This window comes from Rossellomorea sedimentorum (genome assembly GCF_046237645.1).
Lineage (GTDB): Bacteria > Bacillota > Bacilli > Bacillales > Bacillaceae_B > Rossellomorea > Rossellomorea sedimentorum.
In genome coordinates, this window is sequence record NZ_CP143546.1 from 3,021,591 (window position 1) to 3,047,909 (window position 26,319).

Here is a 26,319-nt window from a genome sequence, read left to right on the forward strand (position 1 = left end):
TATCAACTCCTATTGTTAAGAACTAAATCATTGAATGTATAGAATGTCTCAGGAAACACAGCCTGATTCTTCTTCATGAGAAATGTGATCGAGTTTCGAATCGAAACAATCAATGCCTCTTCAAGATTATGTTTCGCTAATTCCCTTACTTCATCCACACCGGGAAAGCGCCTGCCCGGTTCAATGTAATCTGCCAGGTAAATCACCTTTTCAAGAGGTGTCATTCCAGGTCTGCCAGAGGTATGAAAGCGTATGGCATCCAGAATTTCTTCATCGTCTATTCCTGCTTCTTTCTGAACGAGCCATGCTCCAACCGGGGCGTGCCACAATTCAGCGTTAAAGGATAAGAGCCTTTCATCCAGTCCCTCTGCTTCAATGATCTCCTTCATTTCGTCTTTGGGACGGAATTTGGCATAATCATGGAAGATTGCAGCCAATTCAGCTTTATCCCTATTTACACCATATCGTTCTGCCAGTTCAATCGCCGTTTCCATCACCCCTAAGGTGTGTTCGTATCGATGCTCTGTCAGCTGTTCCTTTACAAGACTGAGCGCCTTATCCCTTTCCATACAGTTTCTCCTCTCTTATATAATCTGAAACCATCTCAGGAATGAGGTAGGTAACGGTTTCCCCTGAAGCCACCCGGTTTCTGATCATCGTGGAAGAAATATCGACTTGGGGGACCTCGACCATCTTTACATTATAAGAGGAACCTGTCTCATATCCCGGCCGTTTGACACCTACGAATTGAACCAGGTTGGAAAGTTCTTCGATTTTATGCCATTTTGGCAAAAATTGAATCATATCCCCGCCTATGATAAAGTGAAAATCTGCATCCGGCTCTCTTTCTAACAGAAGCTTTACTGTTTCGTAGGTATAGGAAGGACCTTCCATCTCCAGCTCAATGGGTTCCAAGACAAACCCGGGATGGCCTTCAATTGAGCGCCGCACCATCTCTTTCCGCTGCCCGGTGGTGGTGTCGCCACTTATTTTCTTATGAGGCGGGATCCCTGCCGGCATAAATCTGACTTCATCCAGACCTAATTTGAACAGCACTTCATTGGCAATAATCAGATGCCCCAAATGAGGAGGGTTGAATGTCCCTCCTAATATACCAACACGCTTTCCCATAATGGACCTCCTTTATTTAGGAAGTTCAATTTTTTTATTTTCCTTGGATTCCTTATATAAAATAATCGTGTGACCGATGACCTGGACGATATCTGCACCTGCTCCTGAAGCCAGCTCCTCTGCAACCGTCCCTTTATCCTCTTCACAGTTTTGCAGAATGCTTACTTTGATTAACTCTCTGGCTTCCAGCGCTTCGCTGATTTGTTTAATCATATTCTCATTGACTCCGCCTTTACCAACTTGAAAAATTGGATTTAGATGGTGAGCCTCTGAACGTAAATGTCTTTTTTGTTTTCCTGTTAACATATTAACCTCCAAGTTGTTGTTGAACTATTCTTTTCATTCGATCAGAATCTGGTGTGATTCCTGTCCATAATTCGAACGCAAGCGCCCCTTGATGGACGAACATGCCTATCCCGTTATCCCCTTCACCGCCAAGCCTGCGAAAAGTCTTGATGATATTCGTTTCCAGAGGATTATAGATGATGTCAGAAATAAATGCACCTTCTTTGATACGGGTCACATTGAGCGGCATAGCATTTATATCAGGATACATGCCTACTGATGTGGTTTGAACAATGATATCATAGTTTTCCATTGCTTGTTCTGCCTGCTTCAATGATAATGAGGCGGATGTACATGGAAACGGACAATCTTTTATGATATCTTCCCCTTTTTCAATTGTTCGATTACATATGTCGATCGATCCAATGCCTGAAGAGGCCATGGAATAGAAAATGGCTCTTGCTGCTCCGCCGGCGCCGATGATTAATACAGCTTTATTCTCCAATGGAAAAGGGCAGCTTTCCTCCAATGCTCTAATGAACCCCATTCCATCGGTATTGCAGCCAATGAACCGGTCTTCTTTTCTGACAACTGTGTTCACAGCACCGATTGCCTCGGCAAGGGGATCCACTTCATCAAGAAGCGGCATTATGGCACGTTTATGCGGAATGGTGACATTAAATCCTTTCACCCCCAGCACCTTCAATGCTTCCACTGCCTTTTCCAGATCTTCGCTTTTAACCTGGAATGGCTGGTAATGACTGTCAATGCCATTTTCCTGAAAAGCATCATTGTGCATAAGGGGAGACATGGAATGGCCGATAGGATCTCCGATTACTCCATATAGTGTTTTCATTGGGAAACCTCCCACTAAAGCATTATCTTTCAGAAGTTTGATTATCTAATACTCAGATCAATGATTTTCTGAGGAATACACTTACACCTTTAGGAACATGCGCAGCGATTGTGGCCCCGGGATCATTAATAGTGACCCATCCAAGCCCGGAGAAGACAATATCCGTTTTGCCTTCTTTAATTCTAAACTCATGTCTTACGAGTTCAGGGAATTCACCCAGGTCATCTTTCCGCGGAGGCTGAAGCATTTCGCCGACATGATTTTCATATAGTTCATCCGCTTTCTCCACTTTTGTACGATGAATGTTCAATTCATTAGAAAGGTAGCAGACAAATGAACGTCTTCCGCCACTCAAATAATCAAATCGGGATAAACCGCCGAAGAACAATGTCTGCCCTTCATTTAACTGAAATACTTTAGGCTTGATTTCCTTTTTAGGTGTAATATACTTGAGGTCCCTTTTATCCACATAGTGGGCCATCTGATGATGGTTGATGATACCTGGAGTATCGATCAACGCCTCTCCGTCATCCAAAGGAATTTCAATCATATCAAGCGTCGTTCCTGGAAAATGAGAAGTGGTGATTATGTCCTTTTCTCCAGTGACATGTTGAATGACACGGTTGATGAATGTAGATTTCCCGACATTGGTACATCCGACAACATAAACGCTTCTTCCATTGCGGTACTGCTCAATCGCTTCTACAGCTTCTTCAATGAATTGGCCTTTCTCCGCACTCATCAGCTTAACGTCCACAGGCTTTAGCCCCAGCTGTTTCGCCTGGAATTTCATCCAGTTGATCAATTTAGACGGCTTGACCGATTTTGGAAGCAAATCTACTTTATTACCGATCAAAAGGACTGGATTGTTTCCTACAAAGCGATGGAGACCTGGCAGCCAGCTGCCATTGAAGTCAAAGATATCGACCACTTTTACGATGAGGCCTTCACCTTTGCCGATTTCGTTTAATATTTTCAAGAAATCCTCATCTGTCAGGGAAACATCCTGCACTTCATTATAGTGTTTCAGGCGGAAACATCTTTGACAGACGATCTCTTCCTTATCCAATGAAGACGGGGGAGCATAGCCTAACCTTTCCTTGTCTTCCGTTTGAATGCCGACTCCGCATCCGGTACATACGATTTTGGTCACTTTTCTTCCTCCCATTGAATCATGCCTTTTCGTTTGAAGAAGTTCATGATTCTTCTTTCAACTTTCCGGTTGAATTTCGTCACAAATCCATCTGTCTGGGCAACAGGGACGACAAGAATTGTGTAGAAACCGCTGCGATTACCGCCCAGGACATCCGTCAGCAGCTGGTCCCCTACTACCACCGTTTCTTCTTTACTGACTCCCATTTCTTTGACCGCCTTTTTGAAGGCACGTCCCATCGGCTTCCTCGCCTGATGGATGAATGGAATATTCAAAGGTTCGGCAAAGCTCCGCACCCGGTCTTCATTATTATTGGAAACGACAGTCACCTTAATTCCGTGGTCCTGCATTAACTTGAACCACTTGATTAGCTTGGGAGTCGCCTGAGCCCTGTCCCATTCCACCAAGGTGTTGTCAAGGTCAGTGATAATCGCCTTGATCCCCTGTTCCTTTAAAGTTTCTGGTTTTATTTGAAAAACATCTTTAACTTGCTCATTGGGCAAAAATGATTTTAACACGTTTTAACACCTCTAACTTTCCTAATCTACCGCTATAATCATAACCAATTTTCCCTTTAGATTCAAAATTAACCATTTAGATATAAATGCCGACGAATTATTCTATCATCAAATATGCTCCAAGGCATCAGGAAAACAAAATTAAGAGAATATTCCCCTACATTTTCGTAAAGATTTTTTTCGAAAGCTACAATCTAATCGAAATCAGCCTTGTAATAAGCATCTGGTTAAAAATATTCCAAAATTTTTATAAATAATTTTCGACAAAATTAAGGCTTCCAAAAGTGTGGATAACTTTATACACATTATCCCCTTAGAAACACTGTAATATATTCCCTTTATAAACAAGTTAACCACAAGTTATCCACCCAAGCCTGTGGATAAAGGAACGCTTGTTCTGTTTGTTTAAATTTGGTAGAGTAATGATACAAAGTCAAAACTTACTACTATATGAGATAGAAAAAGAAAAAATGATCACTTTTTGGAGGTGAGTACTGTGCGTAAACTTTCTGACGACCTGTTAATTGAATCCTATTACAAAGCAAGAGCCCTAAAACTCAACCCGGACTTTATCCGCCTCATCGAGACAGAAATTCACCGCCGCTCATTGTCTTACCGCATTAGAATCTCTTCATAATTTCCCATCAGAAAAGCAGGTCTGCACAGCACCTGCTTTTTTAATTTGGGTACACGACCCATTCACTGATCTCGCTTAATCCTTTATAGAGCCTTGGCACAATATTATTGATATTGAGCAGATGCGAAAAAAAGAAAAACTCCCTGACAAGACAAGGGAGTACTCAATTCCTCGATATCTTTCCAATACGCTGACCCATTCTTACTTTACTCGGCACATCGATATTCTCATCAAAATTGAACTGTCCTTTTTGGAACAACAGGATGACAGTCGAGCCAAACGAAAAGTAACCGATTTCCCCGCCTTTTTGCCATTCCTTCTCCTCATTCGTATAGCTAATCGAATTGACAAACATCGCTCCTACTTTAACAAGACACATCTTCCCATATACATGAGAAACTTCAGTTATCGACCGGTAGTTCTTGGATAAAGTGCGGACCCCCCATTTGAGCCCAGCATCATTAACAGGGTAAGAATGCCTTCCTAACTCCCATCTGTTAAGCACCGTTGCACGAACCGGACTATGAATCCGATGATAATCAGCCGGACTCAAGTACAGAATCATATACTGCCCGCCTTCATACTCACTTGCTTTCTCTCTGCTTCCAAGCATTTCTTCTATCGAGTAGTCTTTTCCTTTGACATGCATATTCAACGATTCCGATATTGTTCCAGCGTCGGCCAGCATTCCATCAACCGGACTGATGACATCATCTTCCTCACCTTCAACCGTTCTTACTCCCTCTTTCAAGCTTCTGATAAAAAAAGAATGAAGGTTGGGATAGGAAGCTGCGTCTTTTTCAATTTCCCCGGTATTAATGTTATAAGCTTTTATATAAGATGGAATGAACTTTGAACTAATAGGTGATTGCACAAACTTGCGAAGCAAAAAGGACGTCCATCTTTTGTTGGTTAACTCGATACAAAGACGATAGAAATTTTTTCTCAACTTTGCAGCTCCTTAAAAGTTTAGTAGTACTTATTATTATACAATTGTCCTTAAACGTCTACCTTTTTTGAAAAGCTCTTTTCGTATGTATTGCTGCTTTAGTTGTTTTAGATATGTGGTGTAAGCTGATTTCCACTCCAATCAACAGAAAATAATATGTAACTATAATTCAAAAGTTACTTTGACTGTGATTTTACATTATCCCTTCATGGAAGTATTAAGATGGAGATTCTGTTAAATGATTGCCAAAGGTTTTTGATTGAGCTTTTGCTTAGAAAAATTTTCTCAATCCATTCCAAAGAGATAACAATAAAATCCGGATGTAAGTTCACCCGGATTTTTTCATCGTGCATATTGAGAATAGCGCCAGCAGCCAAATAGGAACAGCAGAATGATCAGCACCACCGCAAGGGCCAAGTAAAAACCTCCATAGCTTCTCGCCGGCGGATAAACTGGAGCATAATAGTAAGGATAACCGTACATCATCTCAAACCCCTCCCATGGATGTTGTTAAGGATATCTTATGCAGACCGGGGCATTGGTGTATAGGCTGTAAACATGACATATACAACGCTAATTCCTCCCAAACACACTCATCAGCACACTAAATTGGAGGGACGTGCAAGGACAGCACAAATGAATCATATGATGAACTATAGGCGAAAGTCCTTCACTGGAGGTGAAAGTATGTCCGCGATCGCTACTGCTATAGGTTATTTCTTAAAAGAGCTGATTTTTCTCGTCTCCTATGTAAAAAACAACGCTTTCCCACAACCGCTATCATCACAAGAAGAGAAAAAATACTTACGAAAAATGGCCAATGGTGATGAAAATGCCAGAAACATTTTAATCGAACACAACCTGCGCCTTGTTGCCCATATTGTAAAAAAATTCGAAAACACCGGGGAAGATCCGGAAGACCTCATCTCGATTGGCACGATAGGATTGATCAAAGCCATTGAAAGTTATTCGGAAGGAAAAGGAACAAAGCTTGCCACGTATGCGGCGAGATGTATCGAAAATGAAATCCTCATGCACCTCAGAGCACTGAAAAAAACTAAAAAAGATGTGTCACTTCATGACCCCATAGGTCAGGATAAGGAAGGCAACGAAATCAGCCTGATCGATATCCTGAAATCTGATGCTGATGATGTTATTGAAACGATACAGTTAAGTATGGAACTCGAAAAAGTAAGAAAATATATATGCGTTTTAGACGAGAGGGAAAAAGAAGTTATAATCGGCCGATTTGGCCTGGATATGAAAGAAGAAAAAACCCAGAGGGAAATCGCCAAGGAACTCGGTATTTCAAGGAGCTATGTGTCAAGGATAGAAAAGAGGGCGCTCATGAAGATGTTCCATGAATTTTACCGGGAAGAAAAAGAAAAGCGCCAATCCACTTAAGCGTACAGTGCAGGCATAGTCAAGGATATTGGCCTGCTTTCTTATCGATCCAGTATTTATTTTCACAACGATCATGAACAACACCCCTTTCATCAATCCCCTTGATGAACACCGCAACTTAATAAAATAGTAAAGAAGTATTTAGGCAGTATTAAGACTAAGCTGTTTTCGCATAAATTGGTGCTTTCGGAAAGATCCCCCCGGAAGACCAGAAGTTTATTTCCAATCAGGGAAAGCAGCTCTTTTCTTTCTTAATTACAAAGGTTTTCTCCAGAATAATGGATAGATCTTTTGAATTGTACATGAGATAGCAACAAGGTTTACGAAAAGAGCCTAAGACAAAGAAGACCGGTGAGCGGATATGGCTCACACGGTCTTCTTTTCTTATTTACGCTTTTTTCTCTTTATCATCAAAGTTAAAAGGGTTACATTGAGAAACATACCTTCACCTTCCCAAATCCATTCTAATGTGCTTTAGAACCACTATCTCTTTATTTGCGGTGAAGGAAGGACATTCTACAGCTTCGTTATGCAGAGTCCTTCTCCACCCAGATTGCATTCAGCCGTTTCACCTGATAAAAGATCATAATTATTCTCCTCTCAAATTTTTTCATGCTTTAAAATAACCTTACAGATTCATGTTTCATTTTGTTTTCTTCATAGCGCTTAGAAACCATTTGATCATGGTCATATTCTTCAAACGAGCGATTCCGTTTTTTAACGGTAATACTTATAAATAAGATATTTAACGTCATATTAACACCTCCCTTTCTTCGTAATGCTGTTTTTATCTCCACCAGAAGTTATTAAAACAATTTCATTGATTCCTGCTTTACTTTGCTTTCTTCAAAATGCCTTGCCTTGATACCATTTCATCATGATTGTATTCATGTACAGAACGCATTCTTTTTTTTACTGTTATACTCATAAATAAGATATTTAGTGTCATGTTAACACCTCCCTTTCACCATACAGTTTCATTCATCTCCGACTAAAATTTAGTACAGCCGGATTGTTTCCTGTTTCATTTTGTTCTTCTCGAAATGGTCATTAACGAACCTGTCATGATCGTACTCGATTCGTGAACGCAAACGTTTTTTCACTGTTATACTCATAAAAAGAATATTCAGCGTCATATTTTACACCTCCCCAGTAAAATCCTATTCATACCATTAAAAAAAGCCGCGAAGAGACAGCTCCCCGCAGCAAGACATAAAAAAGCCGCAGGAATGCACACACTCCCGCGGCTTGGTATGATTGATTTTGGTTAAGATTACGAAATAATCAATCCATTGGCGATCGAATGTGTATAGAAGTTTTCAGTTGTAGCGATCATTTTGTTTTCAGCTTTAACTTTCATCATGTCATTCGACCTCCTTTTCTGATTGTTATTTCCTTACAGAGGTAAGTATATCCAAATAAACAGGAAAAGTAAACCATTTTTTTGCCTTTTTTTTTGACAGATTATTTATACATAAGGCTGTATTCGTATAGATTGTTGCTATCGGAAAAATCCAATGGACCAAATTTTTCCCTCGGGTACAAGGATTTATCTAACTGAACAGGATGATTAGCTCTTTACTTTCTTATTCAACAAGGTGATTTCTGTAGTTGTAGAAAAGAGCCATACATAAAAAAGCCTGAAAGGGAAATACCCCTTACAGGCTTGAGTGCTACATATTTACTTGCTCTTCGTCCATATCTGTCAGCTTTTTCTTCAACTTGGCCGCCTGGTAAAAAAACAACCCTGAAAACCCCAGCATGACAACTGTTCCACCCATTAACACGTATGTCTTGAGCAGCGTTTTTTCTTCCACTGGAAGAACAGCACCAAGATAAAGAAATACACTTACCGACACCAGCACAAAGGCAAATCGTTTATAATCTATGATTTTTTCATTTAAATTCTTTTTAATATTTTTCAAAGGAAATCCCTTCTTTCCATTGGGTTTCAACTTGTAGATTTACAGAATACTCTATTCCCACCTTAACATAGAAAGCGGCCCAAATATTCATGTAAATCTCACCAAATGTGGAAGAAAGGGTTTTTAACGCCATATTTTTTAGAAATGAATGATCAAGCTTCCTCAATAAAAAAACAGCCTTAAAGGTTACCTAGTTTAATTTAGAAACCATTTTCATGACCAAATTTGCAGAATTAACTGCCGCTGTTTCCAGATATTGATCAAAGGAAACGTGGGATTCTTTTCCTGCAATGTCAGAAAGAGAACGGATGATGACAAAAGGGACCCCAAACTGATGAGCCACTTGAGCAATCGCAGCGGCTTCCATCTCAACAGCCTGAAGGTTTTCGAACTTATCACGAATCGCTTCCACCCGAGCTGGATCATTCATGAATGAATCCCCGGTAGCAATCAGGCCCGAAACCACTTTAACATCGGAAGTCTCTTTGGCACTTTCGGCAGCGACTTCTTTTAATTTTTCATCGGCTGTGAAGGCTGCCGGAAGCTGCGGAACTTGGCCATATTCATACCCGAAGGCCGTAACGTCCACATCATGATGCCTTACATCTGTGGAAATGACTACATCGCCGACATTCAGTTCTGCATCAAAACCACCCGCAGAACCTGTGTTGATTACACAGTCTGGCTTGAATCTCTCAAGCAGGACAGCCGTACTCATAGCAGCATTGACTTTCCCAATCCCCGAACGCAGTAGTACAACCTCCACACCATGCATGGTTCCAGCAGTATATTGGCTTCCCCCAATAATTTCTTCTTTGGCGTTGTCAATATTCTCTCTTAACAGCCTGACCTCTTCTTCCATAGCTCCGATAATAGCAATTTTCATAACATCTACCTCTTTTCATTCACCTTATTGTATACTCTTTATGTATGTAGCTATTTTACCCTAAAGGCAGTGTGTTTTCCACATCACCGCTTAGCTTGTGAAATGGATGATTGAGTGATTTGCCATTCTGTTTTATAATTTTTGCTGAAAAGTACTCAAAGGAGTGAAGCACATTGAATATAGAGTTTGATTTGATTCAGGATAAAATTGAATTTTTTGAAGCCAGGGACTTACAGACACTGGAGAAGAAGATAAACGAGCAAATCGGACATAATAAAAGCATTCTGCTATCTGTACATTCTGTTTCCCACAATGTGACAATCGACGATAAAGGTTATCCCTTATATACAGCGGTTGTTCACTTTAAAGCGAAACCAATGAACTAAAAAATGGCCCCGTCCTGACTATTTCAGGACGGGGCTGTTCCTTTAGTCTTTATCATTCTCAATCAATTCTTGCATTTTCACAGGTTTCCAGCCTTTGCCGTCTACCCATTCAAGAAAAACACGATAGGTTGTTGATTGGTCTTTTGGCGCGACTGTCCCGATTGCTTTGTCGTCACTACCGTTTCGTTCGACCCACCAAACCGTCATATTGCTTTCAGGTAATCCTGTAGCATAAGACAAGGCATCTATTTTTTCCTGCCAATCTGGAGAGGAAGAATCTTTATACTTATAGACATGTTCACCAGTTTGAACAGTTCCGATCGGTTTCCAATTCGGATTGATGATTTCTTTCTTCACGTTCGGTTCATCACTGTTTTTTACAATCTTCTTATCCTTTTCAGAAGATGACTCTTTATCTTTCTTCTCTGTATCTTCTTTTTCCTTGTTTTCTTTTTCTTCGCCTTCAGCTAAGTTTTCACCATCTGCGACCGGCTTATCTTCGGTGTCAGCCTCCTCTGATGCTGTATCCGTTCCGGTGTCAGCTTGTTCTTCTTCAGTGGATTCTCCATCTGCAGATGCGTCTTCATTTTCTTCTTCACCAGTGTCAGCTGAAGGTTCATCTGTTTCCTCTTCTTCATTTGAAGAGCTGCTGTCAGCCACTTCATTGTTGGGAGCTGTTGTGTTATCCCCCGCTGCCGGCTCGCTGTCATTGCCCAGGAAAATTGTAGCCCCGACTATGACGATCAGCAATACAACAATTCCAATCAGACTATTCAGGATAACATTGGATTTCTTCCTGGCCCTTTTATCTAAACGTGATGTATATTTTGGCATCCTTGTACACTCCTCTGCAACATTATGCCTTTAGAGTAAGGCTCTTTTTCTCTATTACCCATTCTATCACGCAAATAAATTCATCAAAAGAAATTTCCTTGAAAATAAGAATGTTTTCCTATTGTGATACTTCTTTTGTTTCGCTGCTTGTATGCAGCATGTCGGCAATATCTTTAAAGATGGGATATACTCCTCCTTCATATTCCAATACATCCATATTCACCACGGCTAAAGCAAACTTAGGCCTGTCGAACGGAAAGTAACCGGCAAACCATTTATTATATAGATCAGCTTCACCTTTATATTGTCCTGTCTGGGCAGTTCCCGTTTTTCCGGCAATTTCATAAGCTGCAGTCTTTAGGAACTTTGCTGTTCCGGATTCTCCTGCTACTACATTCCTCAGGTACTGCTGCATTTTCATAGCCGTGTATGGTGAAATCGCCTGCTCATCTGCTTTTTGAACTGGAAAATCGACTAATTCCGTTCCATTTTTATAGTGAATGCCGCTTACTGCTCTGACGCTCTGCTTTTTTCCTCCCCGTGCAATGGTAGCCATCATGTTGGCTACACCTAGAGGGGTCACACGTACCTCCCTCTGGCCAATCCCGGTCTGAGCCACATAATTTGCTTCCTTTCTTTCCTCATCACTAATAAAAATCCTGCCACTATCAATTGGCAGCTGCTCGAAATTTTCATAATGAAAGACAGTGCCTTTCCAACCTAATTCCCCTATTAAACCAAGTCTTTCTGCATATCGATCAAGCGATGTATCATCCTTCTCTATCAATTTTTTGGCTATGTCAGCAAAGGTCCTGTTGCAGCTGACTGCAAAACTTTCATTGATATTGATGGTGCCATGTGGTTTTGGTGCCGGCTTTCCATATATCGTTTCATCACAATTAAATAAGTCATTTTCATCTACTAGATTAAGATCAATGGCCGCAGAAGCTACTACTGTTTTAAAGACTGATCCGGGAACAAGCTGGGAAGTCATTAAATTCTTCGCTCCCTCGTCGGAAAAAGGGGCCCCCTGCTGGACATACGGTCTGGAGACACTCGCCAAGATGTCCCCGCTCTCAATGTCGAGCAGTACTGCGCCTCCCCTTTTGATAGCGTGCTGATCGACGAGCTCTTCCATCTTCATTTGCAATCCGGAATCGATCGTCGTTTGAATATCTAATGGATAAAAGGGATTAGCAGGAGCCAGATATTTCACATCGACTCCAAACAATGGACCTCCTCTGGCATCAACATGATAAATCAGCTTTGACTCCTGTTCCGCTATCAGCCATTCGTCGAATGACTTCTCTAAACCGGTTATGCCTATCTTTTGAGTTGCCCCTTTTACTCTATCGGGATACCTGGCATGAAATCGATCTTCATTCTCCCCAGTCAATCCTATCAATTGTTCAGCCAGAATCTCTTCTTTTGGATATTTACGTTTCAATGCAAATACACCTTTAAGCTGAAGGTTGTTAATCTCATTCATCTGCGTTTCACTTAATATGTAAGGAGTTTTGCCGCCATACACAAACGGCTCCTTTGCCTCTTCTATATCCCTTTGAAGGTTTTTCTCGTTTGTATGCAGTATGTCCGCTACCTTTTGGACATCCCATTCAATTCTCGCCAGAAAAGGAAACAGGACCAATACGTTTTTGGTCTCATAGTTAATAGATTCTCCGTCCCTGTCCAGGAATGTTCCTCTGCCTTCATCAATGATCAACTGTTGAGTTCTTTGGTTCACACTGTTTTCAATCAAGTTTACTTGATGTCTTGAAAAGGACTCTGCTTCCAGTAACTGGATCTGAACCATGCGCACAAGAAGCCCTATCATAATAAACAGCACCATTCCACTGAAAAAGTATATTCGTTTTTTTTTCATCTAGAACACCTCGTCAACATTGTTGACGTTTTGGCGGGAAACATACGTATGGGAGAGAAGAGGAGAGGATTAATTTCGGAGAATAGACTTTCCTCATAGATTTTATGAGGGACTCAGCTTCTGGCAGATTTACCTCAAGAATTATAAAATGGCGCGGGCCAGGAAATCATTAAAAGGGATTCCTCAAATAGCTCAAAAATTTCATTCCCTATGTTAATAGTCTTATCACAAGGACAGGCAAAACCCTTTTTATCAAGTATTCACCTATAAAAAAGTGATGAAAGCTTATGCCTTCATCACTTCGCTGTACGTCTTATTTTACTGCCGTAATTTTAACGCTCATTTCCCCGCCAGGAGTTTGAACCGTCACTTCACTGCCTACTTTGTGGCCGAGCAAACTTTTGGCGATTGGAGAGTCATTGGAAATCTTTCCTTCGAACGGATCAGCTTCTGCACTTCCCACAATTGTGTACGTTTCTTCTTCACCATCTGGAAGTTCAATGAATGTAACAGACTTACCAAGTGTTACTGTATCAGAGTTCATCTCATCTTCCTGGATGATTTTTGCGTTTCTGATCATATTTTCAAGAGTGGAGATTCTGCCCTCAACAAATGCCTGTTCATCTTTCGCTGCATCGTACTCCGAGTTCTCAGATAAGTCACCGAAACTGCGGGCAATCTTGATTCTTTCCACAACTTCTTTACGCTTAACGGACTTTAATTGCTCAAGTTCTTTTTCTAATTTTTCTTTACCTTCTTGTGTCATTGGATATACTTTTTCTGTTGCCAAAATACTTCACTCCTTATAAAAAGTATAAGAACCTCCCACCGGTCCTTTATGTACATAAGCGTGTACCATATGCTTTGGAATTCCTCTGCAGCTTAATCTTCCATTGTAATTCAGGGAATGGACGGAATAGGGTAAATCCTAATCGTCCATTCCCTAACAAGAATATTCGCATGTAGTGATTCCTTGGGATGAAGAAGATTTCTGAATATTACTATATGTTTTTATCTATGTTATCGTATTACAAAAATGATTTTTGTTCAAGAATTGTTTGAATTTTTGTCACCATTAAATCGATTGCGACATGATTATGGCCGCCTTCAGGAATAATAACATCCGCATATCGTTTTGTCGGCTCGATGAATTGATTATGCATCGGCCGGACCACATTGATGTATTGGTCAATGACCGAATCGATGGAGCGGCCGCGTTCCTTGATATCCCGCAACATCCTGCGGATGATGCGCAAATCGGCATCCGTATCAACATAAAGCTTGATATCCATTAAGTTACGCAATCTTTCATCTTCTAATACCAAAATTCCCTCTAAAATTATGACATCCTTCGGTTCAACCAGGATAGTCTCCTCGGACCGTGTATGCATTTTATAGTCATAAACCGGTTTTTCAATACTTTCACTCTTTAATAGCTTCATTAAATGTGCAATTAAGAGGTCATTATCGAATGCAAGGGGGTGATCATAGTTTGTTTTAAGTCTTTCTTCGAATGGCAGATGACTTTGATCTTTATAATAATAGTCCTGTTCAATCATCAGGATGGAATGCCCTTGAAACGACTCATATATGGAACGGGTGACACTGGTTTTTCCAGACCCCGATCCTCCGGCTACACCGATTACAATTGGCTTTTGGTTCATTGATTAGTTGAACTCCTTTCCCTTGTCGTGCTGCAGACCCGCATATTGCTGAATGGGCCACTCGTGACGTATAGTAAACAACCGTTATATTTTTCTGCTGACAGCAATTCCGTCCCCAACCGGGATGATCACTGTGTTGAATCCACTATGGTTCATCAGCCATTCATTGTAACTTTTTAGCTTTTTAACCATTTGTCGGATTCGCTTATTCTCTACATTTTCTTCTGCCACCATTCCTTTAAACAGAACATTGTCAGAGTAGACGACTCCTTCGTCTGTAAGCATAGGTGCATAAAGATCAAAGAACTTTTGATACTGTCCTTTTGCCGCATCAATAAACAATGCATCAAAAGGACCCTTTCCTTCAATCTCTTGCACTTTTTCCAATGCATCGCCGAATATGATGTCCAGCTGACCTTTGTTAGGAGAGCGTCCTACAAAGTCCAGCGCTTGCTGATAACGCGCTTCATCTCTTTCAATGGTCACAATCTCAGTCTCTGGAAGAGCTTCAGCCATTCTCAGTCCTGAGTAGCCAATGGCCGTTCCAATTTCCAATATCCTCTTCGGCTGTTGTATTCTCAGAAGCTGAAGCAGCGTTTCAATGCCAGCAAGCTCCATGATGGGCACATTTTCTTTTTCTGCAAAGGTTTCCATTTCATTCAGAAGGTCGCTTCGCTCTTGTATTAATGATTCAATATAAGCATTTACTGCATTATCCAAGGTATTCACTCACTTTCCAGTTTTGGAGGCAAGAACATAAACAAGTGCGTTTTTTCATAGCCAGTTGACTCAACAATCTGTGCCAGTTGGTTATTAAAATTACATAAAAGTAGAAAGCCCGCAAGCTTTCTACCTGAAATATATATCTATGGTTGAGTTACTTTTTTAAAAAACACTTGTACTATTTTAGCACAATAAAAAAAGGAAAGCTAATAAACTTTCCCCTTTAAATGTTGTGAAATACTGGCCCTGTTTTATCTGCGAACAGGCGCAGCTCTCGGTCCCGACGGGAGAAGCCGTCACTACGAGGGATGTCTTTAGTAAAGCGCCTTATTGTTCAGACGTAATGTATTCTGCCTTTTTCTCATTGTGCTCTTCAAGTGTTTCAGAATAATACACTGTCCCTTCTTTAGAAGCAAGGAAATAGTAGTATTCTGTATTATCCGGTTTAAGAGCGGCTTCAATGGAGGATAACCCGGCATTGGCAATTGGTCCCGGCGGGAGACCTCTGTGCTGATACGTATTATATGGAGAGTCTACTTCCAGGTCTTCATACATAGTCCTTGATTTATGCTCTCCAAGAGCGTACAGCACGGTCGGATCCGTCTGCAATGGCATCTCAGCATCCAGGCGGTTATAGAAAACGCTTGAAATCTTGCCGCGGTCAGCCTTTTCAGTTGCTTCTTCTTCTACTAAAGAGGACATAGTGAGCAGTTCATGTACCGTCAGATCTTGTTCCACCCTTGACGTCTCATACTGCGTCAATACATCCTGTGTCTGGGAGACCATCTTTTCAATAATCGCTTCCAATGAAGGCTCTTCTTCATAGAAAGGGTAGGTAGAAGGATAAAGGTAGCCTTCCAGAGGGTGCTTGACAGCGTCAGCCAAAATTTCTTCTTCATTCAGAAGGTCCGGGAACTTACCTATCAATTCTTGAATATAGCTTTTATCATCTAATTTCTTTAAGATTTCTTCTTTTTTATAAGGTGTCTTTTCAGCAATTTTCTCCGCAATCTGATCCAATTGCATGCCTTCAGGGATTGTAATCTTGAATTCAGCCTTCAACATTACTTTTCCTGTCTTCAAGCTGGTAATGATTTCATCAAGTGTCATGGCAGGAGTTAAATCATAATTACCTGCCTGGAATCCGGATTCATTATTGAATTTCACATAGTATTTAAATATAAGGGCATTCTTGATAATGCCGTTCTCTTCTAAAATATTCCCTATCGACGTCACACCTGATCCTATCGGTATTTCTACATTTACAGACTTATTACTATCTTCATCTACAGGTTGAAGCGCAGATTTAACATACATATAGCCTCCAACCGCTGTACCTCCAATAATAATAAATAGCGCAAGAACGATAATACCGACAATCTTCCTGATCACTTTTGCTTCTTCTTTTCGCTCTATTAGTTTTGATAAGAGTATCTCTCTTTTTGATTTTTTTTCTTCAGTCATTATATATTTCCCCCTCTCGAGCAAAAACGGGGTTCCCCCTTAAAATTCGACATGCATCTTTTTCATTATACTATATTTTTCAACCAAAAAAAGAGTTCATTCTGCAAAAAAGGGATCTTCTTTCCATTTACAGGGTGCCCTTCTTTTATAAGGGCTATCATTTTCGGGGCAGGGGACGACCCGGGACCCGCGCAGTATTATTATGCCTTTTTAATCAGGCTGCTGTGTAGGAGATTTATGCATGATTAGGGTTGCAGGATGAGAATGTTGCATGTATTGCTTGGTGGTTTCATACATGATTTTGACTCAACGACGTGAATGATGTATTAATTATCGGGGGATTCATACATGACCTGGGCTCAATGAACAGAATGATGTATCAAATATCGGGAATTCATACATGATTTGGATTCAATTAACAGATAATGTATCAATTACGAGGTTATTCATACATGATTGGGACTCAATTAACAGATGATGTATCAATTACGAGGTTATTCATACATAATGTGGACTCAATAGACAGATGATGTATCAATTACGAGGGTATTCATACATGATTGGGATTCAATTAACAGATGATGTATCAATTACGAGGGTATTCATACATGATTTGGATTCAATTAACAGATGATGTATCAATTACGAGGTTATTCATACATGATTGGGACTCAATGAACAGATGATGTATCAATTACGAGGGTATTCATACATGACTTGTCCCGGAACCACAATCTCATGTATCAAACATCTAGGACTTCTTACACAAGGTGAACCGAATTTACAATCTCATGCATCAAACACCGAGGATTTCATACATGACTTGGCCTGGAGACCCAATCTCTTGTATCAAACATCGGTGGGTTCATACATAACCTGGAACGCTTGTGAAGATTTATGTAAAAAGGGAATCATGCGTGAATTAGTGGGGATGTATCCCGACTAAGACTCCCGGAAAAATTAAGCATAACAACAAAAAAAGAGGGTGAAATCATAAGCGATTTCACCCCCGTCAGGTATGTCATCAAAACAACCCGTTCTTTTTATTCTTCTTCCTCATCAAGGAAAGTTTCTAGCATTTCTTCAATCATATCCCATTCTTCTTCGGATTCGATTGGCTTTAATTCTCCTTCTTCACCTTCGTTTCCAGGAACGAATGCAGAAGCATGGATTTCGATTTCTTCATCGCCATTTTCGTCTGCCCCTACTGGGTAGTAAAGGACGTATGATTTGTTGAACTGATCGGATTCAAATGTGAATAGAACCTCACAAAGCTGTTCGCTTCCTTCTTCATCAATAATTGTAATTTGTTTTTCGCCGTGTTCCATTTGTATGCACCTCTTATTTTTGGCTGTCCAAATATCCTTGCAGGATGAAGGCAGCAGCCATTTTATCGATCACTTTTTTCCGTTTTTTCCTGCTTACGTCTGCTTCCAGTAATATTCTTTCCGCAGCCATCGTTGTTAAACGCTCATCCCATAAAATGGTTGAAATACCGAGCTTGTCCTCCAGCAGTTTAGCATACTTTTGCGATGCTTCGCCACGGGGGCCCACTGTATTATTCATATTTTTTGGGAAGCCGATAACCACCTTGTCGACCTCATACTCTTTGATCAGCTCTTCCACCCGCTGAAGGCCGAATTGTGACTGATCCTCATTGATGGATATCGTTTCAATGCCCTGGGCCGTCCAGCCCATTGCATCACTTACTGCTACGCCGACTGTTTTCGAGCCGACGTCTAGTCCCATAACGCGCATGTTTTACCCCTCTTTATGCTGTTTCAAATAAGATTTAACCAGCACTTCAATGATCTCATCACGTTCCAATCGACGGATGATGTTACGTGCATCCTGGTGTCTCGGAATGTACGCAGGGTCGCCGGATAACAGGTAACCTACAATTTGATTGATTGGATTGTATCCTTTTTCTTGCAAAGCATTATGAACCTGGAGCAGGACCTCGTTGACATCCTGTTCGAATGGTTCATCCGAAAAATTAAATCGCATTGTTTTATCAAAAGAGCTCATTATTCGCACCTCTCTTTAGGCTTGGTGTATTCTGGCAAACCTGTCTTATTACATTCATTGTACACCACTTTAGTATCGATTTAAACGGATTTGATCCAATCTTCTACAAACTTCAAGGCTTCATCCAATTTTTCAGGGTTTTTACCGCCGGCTTGGGCCATATCCGGACGTCCCCCGCCACCGCCGCCGCAGATACCGGCAACTTCTTTAACAAGCTTTCCAGCATGGTAACCCTTCTCTACAAGATCCTTTGTAACTCCTGCAGTGATGCTGACTTTATCATCTTGGGCAGAACCGAGAACCACTACTGCCGATCCCAGTTTTTGCTTAAGATCATCTACCATATTACGCAGGTTATTCATGTCGCCACCCGCAATTTTTGCAGCAAGGACATTGACCCCGTCGATAGATTTCACTTGGTCAGTCAGACTTCCTGCTTCAATATTCGAAAGCTTGCTTGTTAAGGATTCATTTTCACGCTGTAGCTCTTTCATCTCTGCCAGAAGTCCATCGATACGGCTTAAGATGTCTTTTGGCTTTGATTTCACTTTTTCTGCTGCCTGTTTCAATAACCCCACTTGCTCATTCAGCATATGGTAAGCCGCTTCACCAGTAACTGCCTCAATCCTGCGCGTCCCTGCGCCAATACCGCTCTCTGATACGATTTTGAACAGACCGATTGCAGAAGTATTGTTGACATGGCAGCCGCCGCATAACTCAAGACTGAAATCTCCGATAGAGACTACACGGACAGTATCTCCATATTTTTCTCCAAATAAAGCCATTGCACCCATTTCTTTTGCTTCTGCCAGAGATTTATAATCTGTGCCGACTGTGATACTATTCCACACTTGCTCGTTGACAATTGCCTCAATTTTTTCCATTTCCTCTGTGCTTACACTTCCAAAGTGAGAGAAGTCAAAGCGGAGGCGGTCCGGTTCTACAAGTGATCCAGCCTGGTTGACATGGCCTCCAAGGACGTCTTTTAATGCTTGGTGAAGTAAGTGTGTAGCCGTATGGTTTTTGATGACCTTGCTGCGTGTGGATTCATTTACTTCTGCCTTTACTTCCTGTCCTTTTGACAGAGTCCCCTCTTCCACGACAGCATTATGAAGGTTCTGGCCGTTTGGTGCTTTCTTGACATCCTTAACGGAAACTCTAACGCCATCTGCTAAAAGAAGACCTTTATCTCCGATCTGTCCGCCGCTCTCAGCATAAAATGGAGTTTTATCTAAAATGAATTGGATTTCATCACCCTTTTCAGCTTTGTCAGCCAATTCATTATTCAGCACAATTACTTCCACCTTAGAAGCTGCTTGAAGTTCATTATATCCGACAAATTCACTCTCAACCTTGATATCTCCAAGAACGCCTCCCTGCACTTGCATGGAACCGGTATCCTGGCGGGCAGCACGGGCACGGTCACGCTGGAGCTCCATCTCTTTTTCAAAGCCTTCCTGATCTAACGTCATGCCTTCTTCTTCTGCATACTCTTCAGTCAGTTCAACAGGGAAGCCATATGTGTCGTATAGGCGGAAGACATCCTTACCCGAAATCACCGTATTGCCGGCTTCTTTTTCTTTCTTGATAACAGAAGAGAGTATGGAAAGACCTTCATTCAGTGTTTCATGGAAGCGTTCTTCTTCATTTTTGACAACCTTTTGGATGAATTCCGTTTTTTCTTTTACTTCCGGATAGAAATCAACCATGATCTCTGCCACAACCGGGACAAGTTCAAACATGAACGGTCGGTTGATATTGATCTGTTTAGCAAATCTTACAGCACGGCGAAGAAGTCTTCTTAATACGTACCCTCGGCCTTCATTGGATGGAAGCGCTCCGTCGCCGACAGCGAACGAAACGGTACGGATATGATCAGCAATGACTTTGAAAGCAACATCCTTCTGTTCATCTTTTCGGTAGGACTCGCCAGAAATCTTCTCAACAGCCTCAATGATCGGGATGAAAAGATCTGTGTCAAAGTTAGTCGGAACTCCTTGTGCGACACATGCCATCCTTTCAAGGCCCATACCTGTATCAATATTTTTCTTAGGAAGCGGAGTGTATGTGTTGTCAGGATTATGGTTGAATTCAGAGAAAACAAGGTTCCAAACTTCCAGGTAACGGTCGTTTTCACCGCCAGGATATAGTTCAGGATCTTCCGGATTGTCCCCATATTCCGGTCCGCGATCGTAGAAGATCTCTGTGTTTGGTCCGCTCGGGCCTTCGCCGATATCCCAGAAGTTTCCTTCAATTCGGATGATTCTCTCTGCAGGGACACCGATTTTGTCTCTCCAAATTTCAAAGGCTTCTTCGTCCTCCGGGTGGATCGTAACGGAAAGTTTCTCTGAGTCAAAGCCTATCCACTTCTCATCTGTTAGGAATTCCCATGCCCATTCAATGGATTCTACTTTGAAATAATCTCCAATAGAGAAATTTCCAAGCATTTCAAAGAATGTGTGATGGCGGGCTGTTTTCCCGACGTTTTCAATATCATTCGTCCTGATTGACTTCTGCGCGTTGACAATACGAGGATTCTGAGGGATCACACGTCCGTCAAAGTATTTTTTCAATGTCGCAACACCACTGTTGATCCACAGCAATGAAGGATCTTCATGCGGAACAAGTGATGCACTAGGCTCTACTCCGTGGCCTTTTTCTTTAAAAAACTCTAAAAACATTCTTCTGATTTCTGCACCTGTCAGGTTTTTCATGTAAATTTTCCTCCTTCATTTTTAAAATTAACCAAAAAAGCATACAAAAAAGCCCTCATCCCTGGTCAGGGACGAGAGCTTGCTCGCGGTACCACCCTGGTTATGAATCCCATTGAAGGATTCATCACTCTGGAGCCTTAACGCGGCGAACGGCAGTTTTGCTGCACTCGGGATTAGCGTTCTGTTATCCTTCATCTGGAATTTCTTTCAGCCGGGGAAATTCCTCTCTTACGTGCCGGAAGCACTCAGATGGACTATAACATACTCGATCTTTCGTCGATTTGGTCAGTGTTTTAATTATTGTATATGTCGAATTATAGAAATATCAATCTCATTTGTCAATCTGAACGGGGAGAAAAGTAGAATTTATTTTTTCAGGAACTTTCCCGAGCTGTAAAATGCGTTCTTGCATGGACGACAGCCACTTTCAGCATGGCCAGCAGGGGAACGGCGACGATCAACCCCAATACCCCGCCAACCTCGCCTCCTATAATCAATGCTCCCATTATAAACAGGGGGTGCATGTGCAGGCTTTTACCGACAATGAGCGGAGAAAGGATGTTACCTTCGAGAAATTGAAGAACGAAAACAATCACAACCACTTTTACAATCATTTCATTGGAAATGGTACTGGCTACAATGGCTGCAGGGACCGCCCCAATTACCGGTCCAAAGTAAGGAATGACATTCGTGATTCCCACAATGATTCCGAGAAGCAGGGGATACTTCATTCCAACCAGCCAGAAAGAGAGCGCAGCTAGGGATCCAATCAAGAGGCACACCAATAATTGTCCTCTAATGTATCCCCCCAGCGACTCGTCCAAGTCTTTTAAAAAACTTCCTGCACTTTGCCTCCACTTTTTAGGCGTTATACTTGTCGCAGCCTTTTTTACCTTTGGGAAATCTTTCAGTAAATAGAACGAAATGAATGGAACAATCGCAAACAATAACAAGCTGTTCATTATTTTCAATACGCCTGATAAAATAAGCGCAACGACTCCATTCAGCCATTCCTCAAACCGCTCGATTCGTGATTCCAGCTCATGCTGGATGCCATCCGGCCAAGTAGAGGTTTGCCTTTGAATATAATCCAGCCACCGCTGATACTGATCGGTATACAGCGGAGCATTTTCCGCTAAATCCTTCAGTTGATGGATAATAACGGGAGTTCCTTTGTAAACCGCATATCCCAGTCCGCCAAAAAACAAAATATAAATCAGCAGGATCGCAATCCCCCTATGGATTCCTGCTCTATATAACTTTTCAACCACCGGGTGAAGAAGATATGTGATAAAACCCCCGAGCAAGAAAGGGATCAAAGCAATGACCAATACGTTTAACACGGGATGCCAAACCGGGTACAGGAGATAGAAAATGTAAAGTGTAATTACCGTCAAAAGCGTGACCGCCAACCGGTAAAGCCATCTTACATAAGGGCGGTTGTTCATTGCTTCCCTCCTTCTTCGCTCTGCCTTGTTATTACATAATGTGAACAAAAAAAAGAAAACCATTCAGCATGGGGGGGTAATGGAAGAGTTGGACAATAAATAACTGATACAGTTGGGAGGATTAGTCTGTCGAGTGAACATTTCTCTTTTTGACTAGTCTTATGCTTGAGCCCTTCTGGAGACCTTATTTGAGCTTTTCAGGATTAGACGGCCTCATGAACCCTTCATAAGACCATTACCCCGGCAGTTTTTGAATTAGATGGCACCATGAATCCTTCATAAGAACATTTTTGAGGCATTTTTTGAATTAGATGGCACCATGAACCCTTCATGAGACCATTATTGAGGCATTTTCTGAATTAGATGGCACTATGAACCCTTCATAGATATGGCCTTTCAACATTCGATAGGCTCATGCACTCTCCCCATCAAAAAGCTATGGAAACCAAAAAACAGAGGGAAGAGTCCCTCTGTTTTTAAAACATCTTTTTAATTTGTTTGCGCATTCTCTTCATGTTACGTCCATTCATCATGTTCGAACGGCGAGAGGCCATCGTTGCAGCGATTCCTACTCCGAGCCCGATCATTGAGGCCATTGTTTTATTCAAGGTGCCCACCTCTTCCTTAGCTTAGTTGGCGGTCTTCCTCGTCAAACAAGTCATCCAAAGAGCTTAACGTTCCATCTTCCTCGACCTGGTGTGTGTGTATCACACCTTTGGTGATTGAAAGTTCAATAAAGCACTTCCAGCAGTAATACTGGTTAATGCCTATCTTGCCTATATCTGTGCTTTGACAATTTGGACATTTCATCGCATTTGCCACCCCTTCAAGTCCGTGGCATTGACTGCTTTTCAGGCATATGGATACCATTTCAAAAGTAGATCTTTGCCATCTTTTCCAGTAGCCATTATGTCCAAATTGTCTAAAGCCTATACAATTTTCTAACAATACGAGGAAGAACGGCGCCATATTGATAAAAGTATCCAGAGGGTCGAGCCCCCTGTTACTACTATCGTTCGCTTAATTAAAGGAAATCATAAGGTGTAACCTTTTCCATTCCGATCATCGGGTCTGCCTGCAGCATTTCTTCCAGTTTGTTTTGAGGAGGAGCATCTTCTTCGCCGGCTGGTGATTCGGTAACACCTTCTGTTTTAATCCCCCTCAATTTTTCATAAAGAGTCGTAAGTCTCTGAACGTCTTCCTCTCGTTCCACTCCCATCCGGAGCGCCTGTTCTTCCCCACAGAGAATCAAAGCGTTTCGGCTTCGTGTGATGGCCGTATAAAGCAGATTGCGCCTTAACATCCTGAAGTAACTTTTCACGACCGGCAGGATGACAATCGGAAATTCGCTACCCTGTGACTTATGGATGGAACAGCAGTATGCAAGCGTGATCTGATTCAGTTCCTGGCGGGTATAGGTTACCTCATTCCCTTCAAAGGAGACAAGGACCATATCCTGTTTTTCGGTATTTTCCTTTGCATAAAATATCGAAATGACTTCACCGATATCACCGTTGAACACATTGCTTTCCGGCTGATTGACCAGTTGAAGAACCTTATCGCCGATCCGGTATTTCGTCTCCCCGAAGACGATCTCCTTCCGGGTGCCGTCATTGCTGTTGAATATTTCCTGAAGCATTACATTCAATTTATCAATACCGGCAGGACCTCTGTACATAGGGGCAAGCACTTGAATATCCTTCGCACTGTACCCTTTCGCTTTGGCATTGGTGACAACCTTCTCCACAACTTCTGCGATCTGGGAGGTTGTACACTTGATAAATGAACGATCCTTCTGAGGCTGAAGCAGGTTTCCTGGCAGCTTCCCCTCTTTCATTTCGTGGGCCATCTCAATGATGGATGACCCTTCCTCCTGACGGTAGATGTCTTTCAGCCTGACAGTCGGGATGACTTCTGACCGCAGGAGGTCTTTCAACACCTGCCCTGGACCTACAGACGGCAGCTGATCTTCATCTCCGACTAGAATCACCTGTATATCGTCAGGAAGCGCTTTGAACAGCTGATTTGCCAGCCAGGTGTCCACCATTGACATTTCATCAACAATAAGCAGCTTGCCTTGTATGGAGCGGTCTTCATCATACTCGAAGCTGTCTGTACCGTTCCAGCCAAGCAGCCTGTGGATTGTTCCGGCGGGAAGTCCAGTGGATTCTGTCATCCTCTTGGCAGCCCTCCCTGTTGGAGCAGCCAGAAGAATAGGAAAGGGTTCGTCTTTATAATCCTTAGGTTCAAGCGAGCATCCGTGCAATTCAGCATAAAGCTCGACGATTCCCTTTATAACCGTTGTCTTTCCTGTACCCGGTCCTCCCGTCAAAAGCATCATCGGAGACATAAGAGCTGTCTCTATCGCTTCTTTCTGGGTCGGGGCATATTGGACATTCAACCTTTCTTCAAGCCCGCCAAGCGCCATCAGGAATTCTGATTGAGGAAACTGATCAGTGTATTGATCTTGGGAAAGCAGTCTTTCAATATTCGTGACAAGCCCCTTTTCGGAGAAATACAAAGATGGAAGGTACACTCGTCTTTCTTCCCCAATGATCTTCCCTTCTTCTTCAAGTTTTATGATTTCGCGCGAGATATCATCGAAGCTGATTCTCTCGTTCTGGCTCTTTTCCAAAAGAGATTTGACATTGGTCAAGAGGGTTTCAGCTTCCAGGTAAACATGGCCATCCTGCAGACAGTTTTGTTCCAGGGTGTAGAGACAGCCAGCTTTTATCCGGTCAGGATGATTGCCGGTGATGCCGAGTTTACTGCCAAGCTCATCCGCACGGCCAAACCCGATCCCTTCTATATCTTCGACTAGTTTGTAAGGATTTTTCTGAAGGATTTCAAGTGCCTGTTCCTTATAAGCCTGGTAAATCTTCATTGAAATTTGGGGTCCAAAACCAAATCCATTAAGGCTTATCATCACTCGTTCCAACCCTTGATGTTCAACAAGGGAATCATAAAGCGCCTTTGCCTTCTCAGGAGGAAGTTTCGGAATATCATCAAGAAGGGAGGGGGTCTCCAGGATTTTGCTGATTGCATTCTCTCCAAGCTGTTCCACAACTTTTTCGGCTGTTTTTTTTCCTATCCCTTTAAACAGCTCACTTGAGAGGTAGTCGACAATTCCTTGTTTTGTCTGGGGGATTTCTTTTTTGAAACGCTCCGCATGAAATTGCATACCAAACCTCGGATGGTCCTTAAAAGCACCATGGAACACATACGTTTCCTGTTCATGGATCTTAGGGAAGTGTCCAGTTATGACCGCTTCCTTGTCTTCATATTGGGCATTAGTGGACTCCACTCTGATTCTGATCACTGAATAAAGGTTGCTCTCATTGTGGAAGATGGTGACAAGATGTTTACCCTTTATATAAATTTCATTTTCGTCGAAAAGTTCTAACGAGTCTTGCCTGCTCATTTAGAAACCCC

General features: G+C 41.9%; 30 protein-coding genes. 3 read left to right on the forward strand and 27 right to left on the reverse strand.

The window, feature by feature from the left end; genetic code table 11:
• Window positions 1-2: 2 nt before the first annotated feature.
• From yqeK to V1502_RS15005, 6 genes are read right to left on the reverse strand one after another with little or no spacing between them, the layout of a single operon-like run.
• Window positions 3-569 carry a bis(5'-nucleosyl)-tetraphosphatase (symmetrical) YqeK gene (gene yqeK, locus V1502_RS14980; RefSeq protein ID WP_409251438.1) on the reverse strand — a complete coding sequence of 189 codons (567 nt, stop codon included), beginning with the start codon at window positions 567-569 and terminating at the stop codon, window positions 3-5.
• Entirely contained in the window at window positions 556-1,131 is a 576-nt protein-coding gene (locus V1502_RS14985) for a nicotinate-nucleotide adenylyltransferase (RefSeq protein ID WP_409251439.1), read from the reverse strand. Before V1502_RS14985 ends, yqeK begins: the two co-directional genes overlap by 14 nt.
• Before the next feature lie 12 nt (window positions 1,132-1,143).
• Window positions 1,144-1,437: a ribosome assembly RNA-binding protein YhbY gene (yhbY, locus tag V1502_RS14990; protein ID WP_409251440.1), complete on the reverse strand. Its 294-nt coding sequence runs from the start codon at window positions 1,435-1,437 to the stop codon at window positions 1,144-1,146.
• Window position 1,438: 1 nt separating this feature from the next.
• Window positions 1,439-2,272, reverse strand: coding sequence for a shikimate dehydrogenase (aroE, locus tag V1502_RS14995; protein ID WP_409251441.1), 834 nt, complete (start codon window positions 2,270-2,272; stop codon window positions 1,439-1,441).
• A 52-nt stretch (window positions 2,273-2,324) separates the two neighbouring features.
• Window positions 2,325-3,440, reverse strand: coding sequence for a ribosome biogenesis GTPase YqeH (yqeH, locus tag V1502_RS15000; protein WP_409251442.1), 1,116 nt, complete (start codon window positions 3,438-3,440; stop codon window positions 2,325-2,327).
• Window positions 3,422-3,943, reverse strand: coding sequence for a YqeG family HAD IIIA-type phosphatase (locus V1502_RS15005; protein ID WP_409251443.1), 522 nt, complete (start codon window positions 3,941-3,943; stop codon window positions 3,422-3,424). The genes yqeH and V1502_RS15005 overlap by 19 nt, the downstream gene beginning before the upstream one ends.
• A gap of 496 nt (window positions 3,944-4,439) precedes the next feature.
• Here V1502_RS15005 and V1502_RS15010 point away from each other — a divergent pair, with 496 nt between their 5' ends.
• Entirely contained in the window at window positions 4,440-4,580 is a 141-nt protein-coding gene (locus V1502_RS15010) for a sporulation histidine kinase inhibitor Sda (RefSeq protein WP_409251444.1), read from the forward strand.
• Window positions 4,581-4,743: 163 nt separating this feature from the next.
• Here the strand turns inward: V1502_RS15010 and V1502_RS15015 are convergent, their stop codons facing one another.
• Both V1502_RS15015 and V1502_RS15020 read right to left on the reverse strand, forming a co-directional pair.
• The gene (locus tag V1502_RS15015; RefSeq protein WP_409251445.1) at window positions 4,744-5,529 is read right to left on the reverse strand and encodes a phosphatidylserine decarboxylase; all 786 of its coding nucleotides are present in this window, start codon (window positions 5,527-5,529) and stop codon (window positions 4,744-4,746) included.
• 342 nt (window positions 5,530-5,871) lie between these two features.
• Window positions 5,872-6,015 carry a hypothetical protein gene (locus tag V1502_RS15020; RefSeq protein ID WP_409251446.1) on the reverse strand — a complete coding sequence of 48 codons (144 nt, stop codon included), beginning with the start codon at window positions 6,013-6,015 and terminating at the stop codon, window positions 5,872-5,874.
• Between the two features lie 201 nt (window positions 6,016-6,216).
• On the opposite strand from V1502_RS15020, the gene sigK reads away from it, so the two are divergent.
• The gene (gene sigK / locus V1502_RS15025) at window positions 6,217-6,933 is read left to right on the forward strand and encodes an RNA polymerase sporulation sigma factor SigK (RefSeq protein ID WP_409251447.1); all 717 of its coding nucleotides are present in this window, start codon (window positions 6,217-6,219) and stop codon (window positions 6,931-6,933) included.
• 617 nt (window positions 6,934-7,550) lie between these two features.
• Here sigK and V1502_RS15030 read toward each other — a convergent pair.
• From V1502_RS15030 to mtnN, 5 genes are all read right to left on the reverse strand, one after another.
• Window positions 7,551-7,688 carry a YrzI family small protein gene (locus tag V1502_RS15030; RefSeq protein ID WP_409251448.1) on the reverse strand — a complete coding sequence of 46 codons (138 nt, stop codon included), beginning with the start codon at window positions 7,686-7,688 and terminating at the stop codon, window positions 7,551-7,553.
• Between the two features lie 77 nt (window positions 7,689-7,765).
• On the reverse strand, window positions 7,766-7,882 hold the full coding sequence (locus V1502_RS15035) for a YrzI family small protein (RefSeq protein ID WP_409251449.1): 117 nt from the start codon (window positions 7,880-7,882) through the stop codon (window positions 7,766-7,768).
• A 49-nt stretch (window positions 7,883-7,931) separates the two neighbouring features.
• Complete coding sequence (locus V1502_RS15040) at window positions 7,932-8,069, reverse strand: YrzI family small protein (protein ID WP_409251450.1); 138 nt, start codon at window positions 8,067-8,069, stop codon at window positions 7,932-7,934.
• A gap of 537 nt (window positions 8,070-8,606) precedes the next feature.
• Window positions 8,607-8,858 carry a YrhC family protein gene (locus V1502_RS15045; protein ID WP_409251451.1) on the reverse strand — a complete coding sequence of 84 codons (252 nt, stop codon included), beginning with the start codon at window positions 8,856-8,858 and terminating at the stop codon, window positions 8,607-8,609.
• A 190-nt stretch (window positions 8,859-9,048) separates the two neighbouring features.
• The gene (gene mtnN, locus V1502_RS15050; protein WP_409251452.1) at window positions 9,049-9,744 is read right to left on the reverse strand and encodes a 5'-methylthioadenosine/S-adenosylhomocysteine nucleosidase; all 696 of its coding nucleotides are present in this window, start codon (window positions 9,742-9,744) and stop codon (window positions 9,049-9,051) included.
• A 173-nt stretch (window positions 9,745-9,917) separates the two neighbouring features.
• Here mtnN and V1502_RS15055 point away from each other — a divergent pair, with 173 nt between their 5' ends.
• Window positions 9,918-10,130: a YrzA family protein gene (locus V1502_RS15055; protein WP_409251453.1), complete on the forward strand. Its 213-nt coding sequence runs from the start codon at window positions 9,918-9,920 to the stop codon at window positions 10,128-10,130.
• Window positions 10,131-10,172: 42 nt separating this feature from the next.
• Here the strand turns inward: V1502_RS15055 and V1502_RS15060 are convergent, their stop codons facing one another.
• The 14 genes from V1502_RS15060 to V1502_RS15125 form a co-directional block, all read right to left on the reverse strand.
• Window positions 10,173-10,964, reverse strand: a complete 792-nt coding sequence (locus tag V1502_RS15060) for a DUF1510 family protein (protein ID WP_409251454.1) — start codon at window positions 10,962-10,964, stop codon at window positions 10,173-10,175.
• A 118-nt stretch (window positions 10,965-11,082) separates the two neighbouring features.
• Window positions 11,083-12,846: a peptidoglycan D,D-transpeptidase FtsI family protein gene (locus V1502_RS15065; RefSeq protein WP_409251455.1), complete on the reverse strand. Its 1,764-nt coding sequence runs from the start codon at window positions 12,844-12,846 to the stop codon at window positions 11,083-11,085.
• Window positions 12,847-13,159: 313 nt separating this feature from the next.
• Window positions 13,160-13,636: a transcription elongation factor GreA gene (gene greA / locus V1502_RS15070; protein ID WP_409251456.1), complete on the reverse strand. Its 477-nt coding sequence runs from the start codon at window positions 13,634-13,636 to the stop codon at window positions 13,160-13,162.
• Window positions 13,637-13,874: 238 nt separating this feature from the next.
• Window positions 13,875-14,510: a uridine kinase gene (udk, locus tag V1502_RS15075; protein ID WP_409251457.1), complete on the reverse strand. Its 636-nt coding sequence runs from the start codon at window positions 14,508-14,510 to the stop codon at window positions 13,875-13,877.
• Between the two features lie 84 nt (window positions 14,511-14,594).
• Window positions 14,595-15,230, reverse strand: coding sequence for an O-methyltransferase (locus V1502_RS15080; protein ID WP_409251458.1), 636 nt, complete (start codon window positions 15,228-15,230; stop codon window positions 14,595-14,597).
• 330 nt (window positions 15,231-15,560) lie between these two features.
• Entirely contained in the window at window positions 15,561-16,697 is a 1,137-nt protein-coding gene (gene mltG, locus V1502_RS15085; RefSeq protein WP_409251459.1) for an endolytic transglycosylase MltG, read from the reverse strand.
• 1,043 nt (window positions 16,698-17,740) lie between these two features.
• Window positions 17,741-18,025, reverse strand: coding sequence for a DUF1292 domain-containing protein (locus V1502_RS15090; protein ID WP_409251460.1), 285 nt, complete (start codon window positions 18,023-18,025; stop codon window positions 17,741-17,743).
• 13 nt (window positions 18,026-18,038) lie between these two features.
• On the reverse strand, window positions 18,039-18,455 hold the full coding sequence (gene ruvX, locus V1502_RS15095; RefSeq protein WP_409251461.1) for a Holliday junction resolvase RuvX: 417 nt from the start codon (window positions 18,453-18,455) through the stop codon (window positions 18,039-18,041).
• 3 nt (window positions 18,456-18,458) lie between these two features.
• Complete coding sequence (locus V1502_RS15100) at window positions 18,459-18,725, reverse strand: IreB family regulatory phosphoprotein (RefSeq protein ID WP_409251462.1); 267 nt, start codon at window positions 18,723-18,725, stop codon at window positions 18,459-18,461.
• 80 nt (window positions 18,726-18,805) lie between these two features.
• Window positions 18,806-21,439, reverse strand: coding sequence for an alanine--tRNA ligase (gene alaS / locus V1502_RS15105; RefSeq protein WP_409251463.1), 2,634 nt, complete (start codon window positions 21,437-21,439; stop codon window positions 18,806-18,808).
• 374 nt (window positions 21,440-21,813) lie between these two features.
• Window positions 21,814-22,887 carry an AI-2E family transporter gene (locus V1502_RS15110; protein ID WP_409251464.1) on the reverse strand — a complete coding sequence of 358 codons (1,074 nt, stop codon included), beginning with the start codon at window positions 22,885-22,887 and terminating at the stop codon, window positions 21,814-21,816.
• Window positions 22,888-23,363: 476 nt separating this feature from the next.
• Window positions 23,364-23,504: a YrzQ family protein gene (locus tag V1502_RS15115; protein WP_409251465.1), complete on the reverse strand. Its 141-nt coding sequence runs from the start codon at window positions 23,502-23,504 to the stop codon at window positions 23,364-23,366.
• A gap of 7 nt (window positions 23,505-23,511) precedes the next feature.
• Entirely contained in the window at window positions 23,512-23,697 is a 186-nt protein-coding gene (locus V1502_RS15120) for a hypothetical protein (RefSeq protein ID WP_409251466.1), read from the reverse strand.
• Window positions 23,698-23,911: 214 nt separating this feature from the next.
• The gene (locus tag V1502_RS15125) at window positions 23,912-26,308 is read right to left on the reverse strand and encodes an ATP-dependent RecD-like DNA helicase (RefSeq protein WP_409251467.1); all 2,397 of its coding nucleotides are present in this window, start codon (window positions 26,306-26,308) and stop codon (window positions 23,912-23,914) included.
• Window positions 26,309-26,319: the final 11 nt, after the last annotated feature.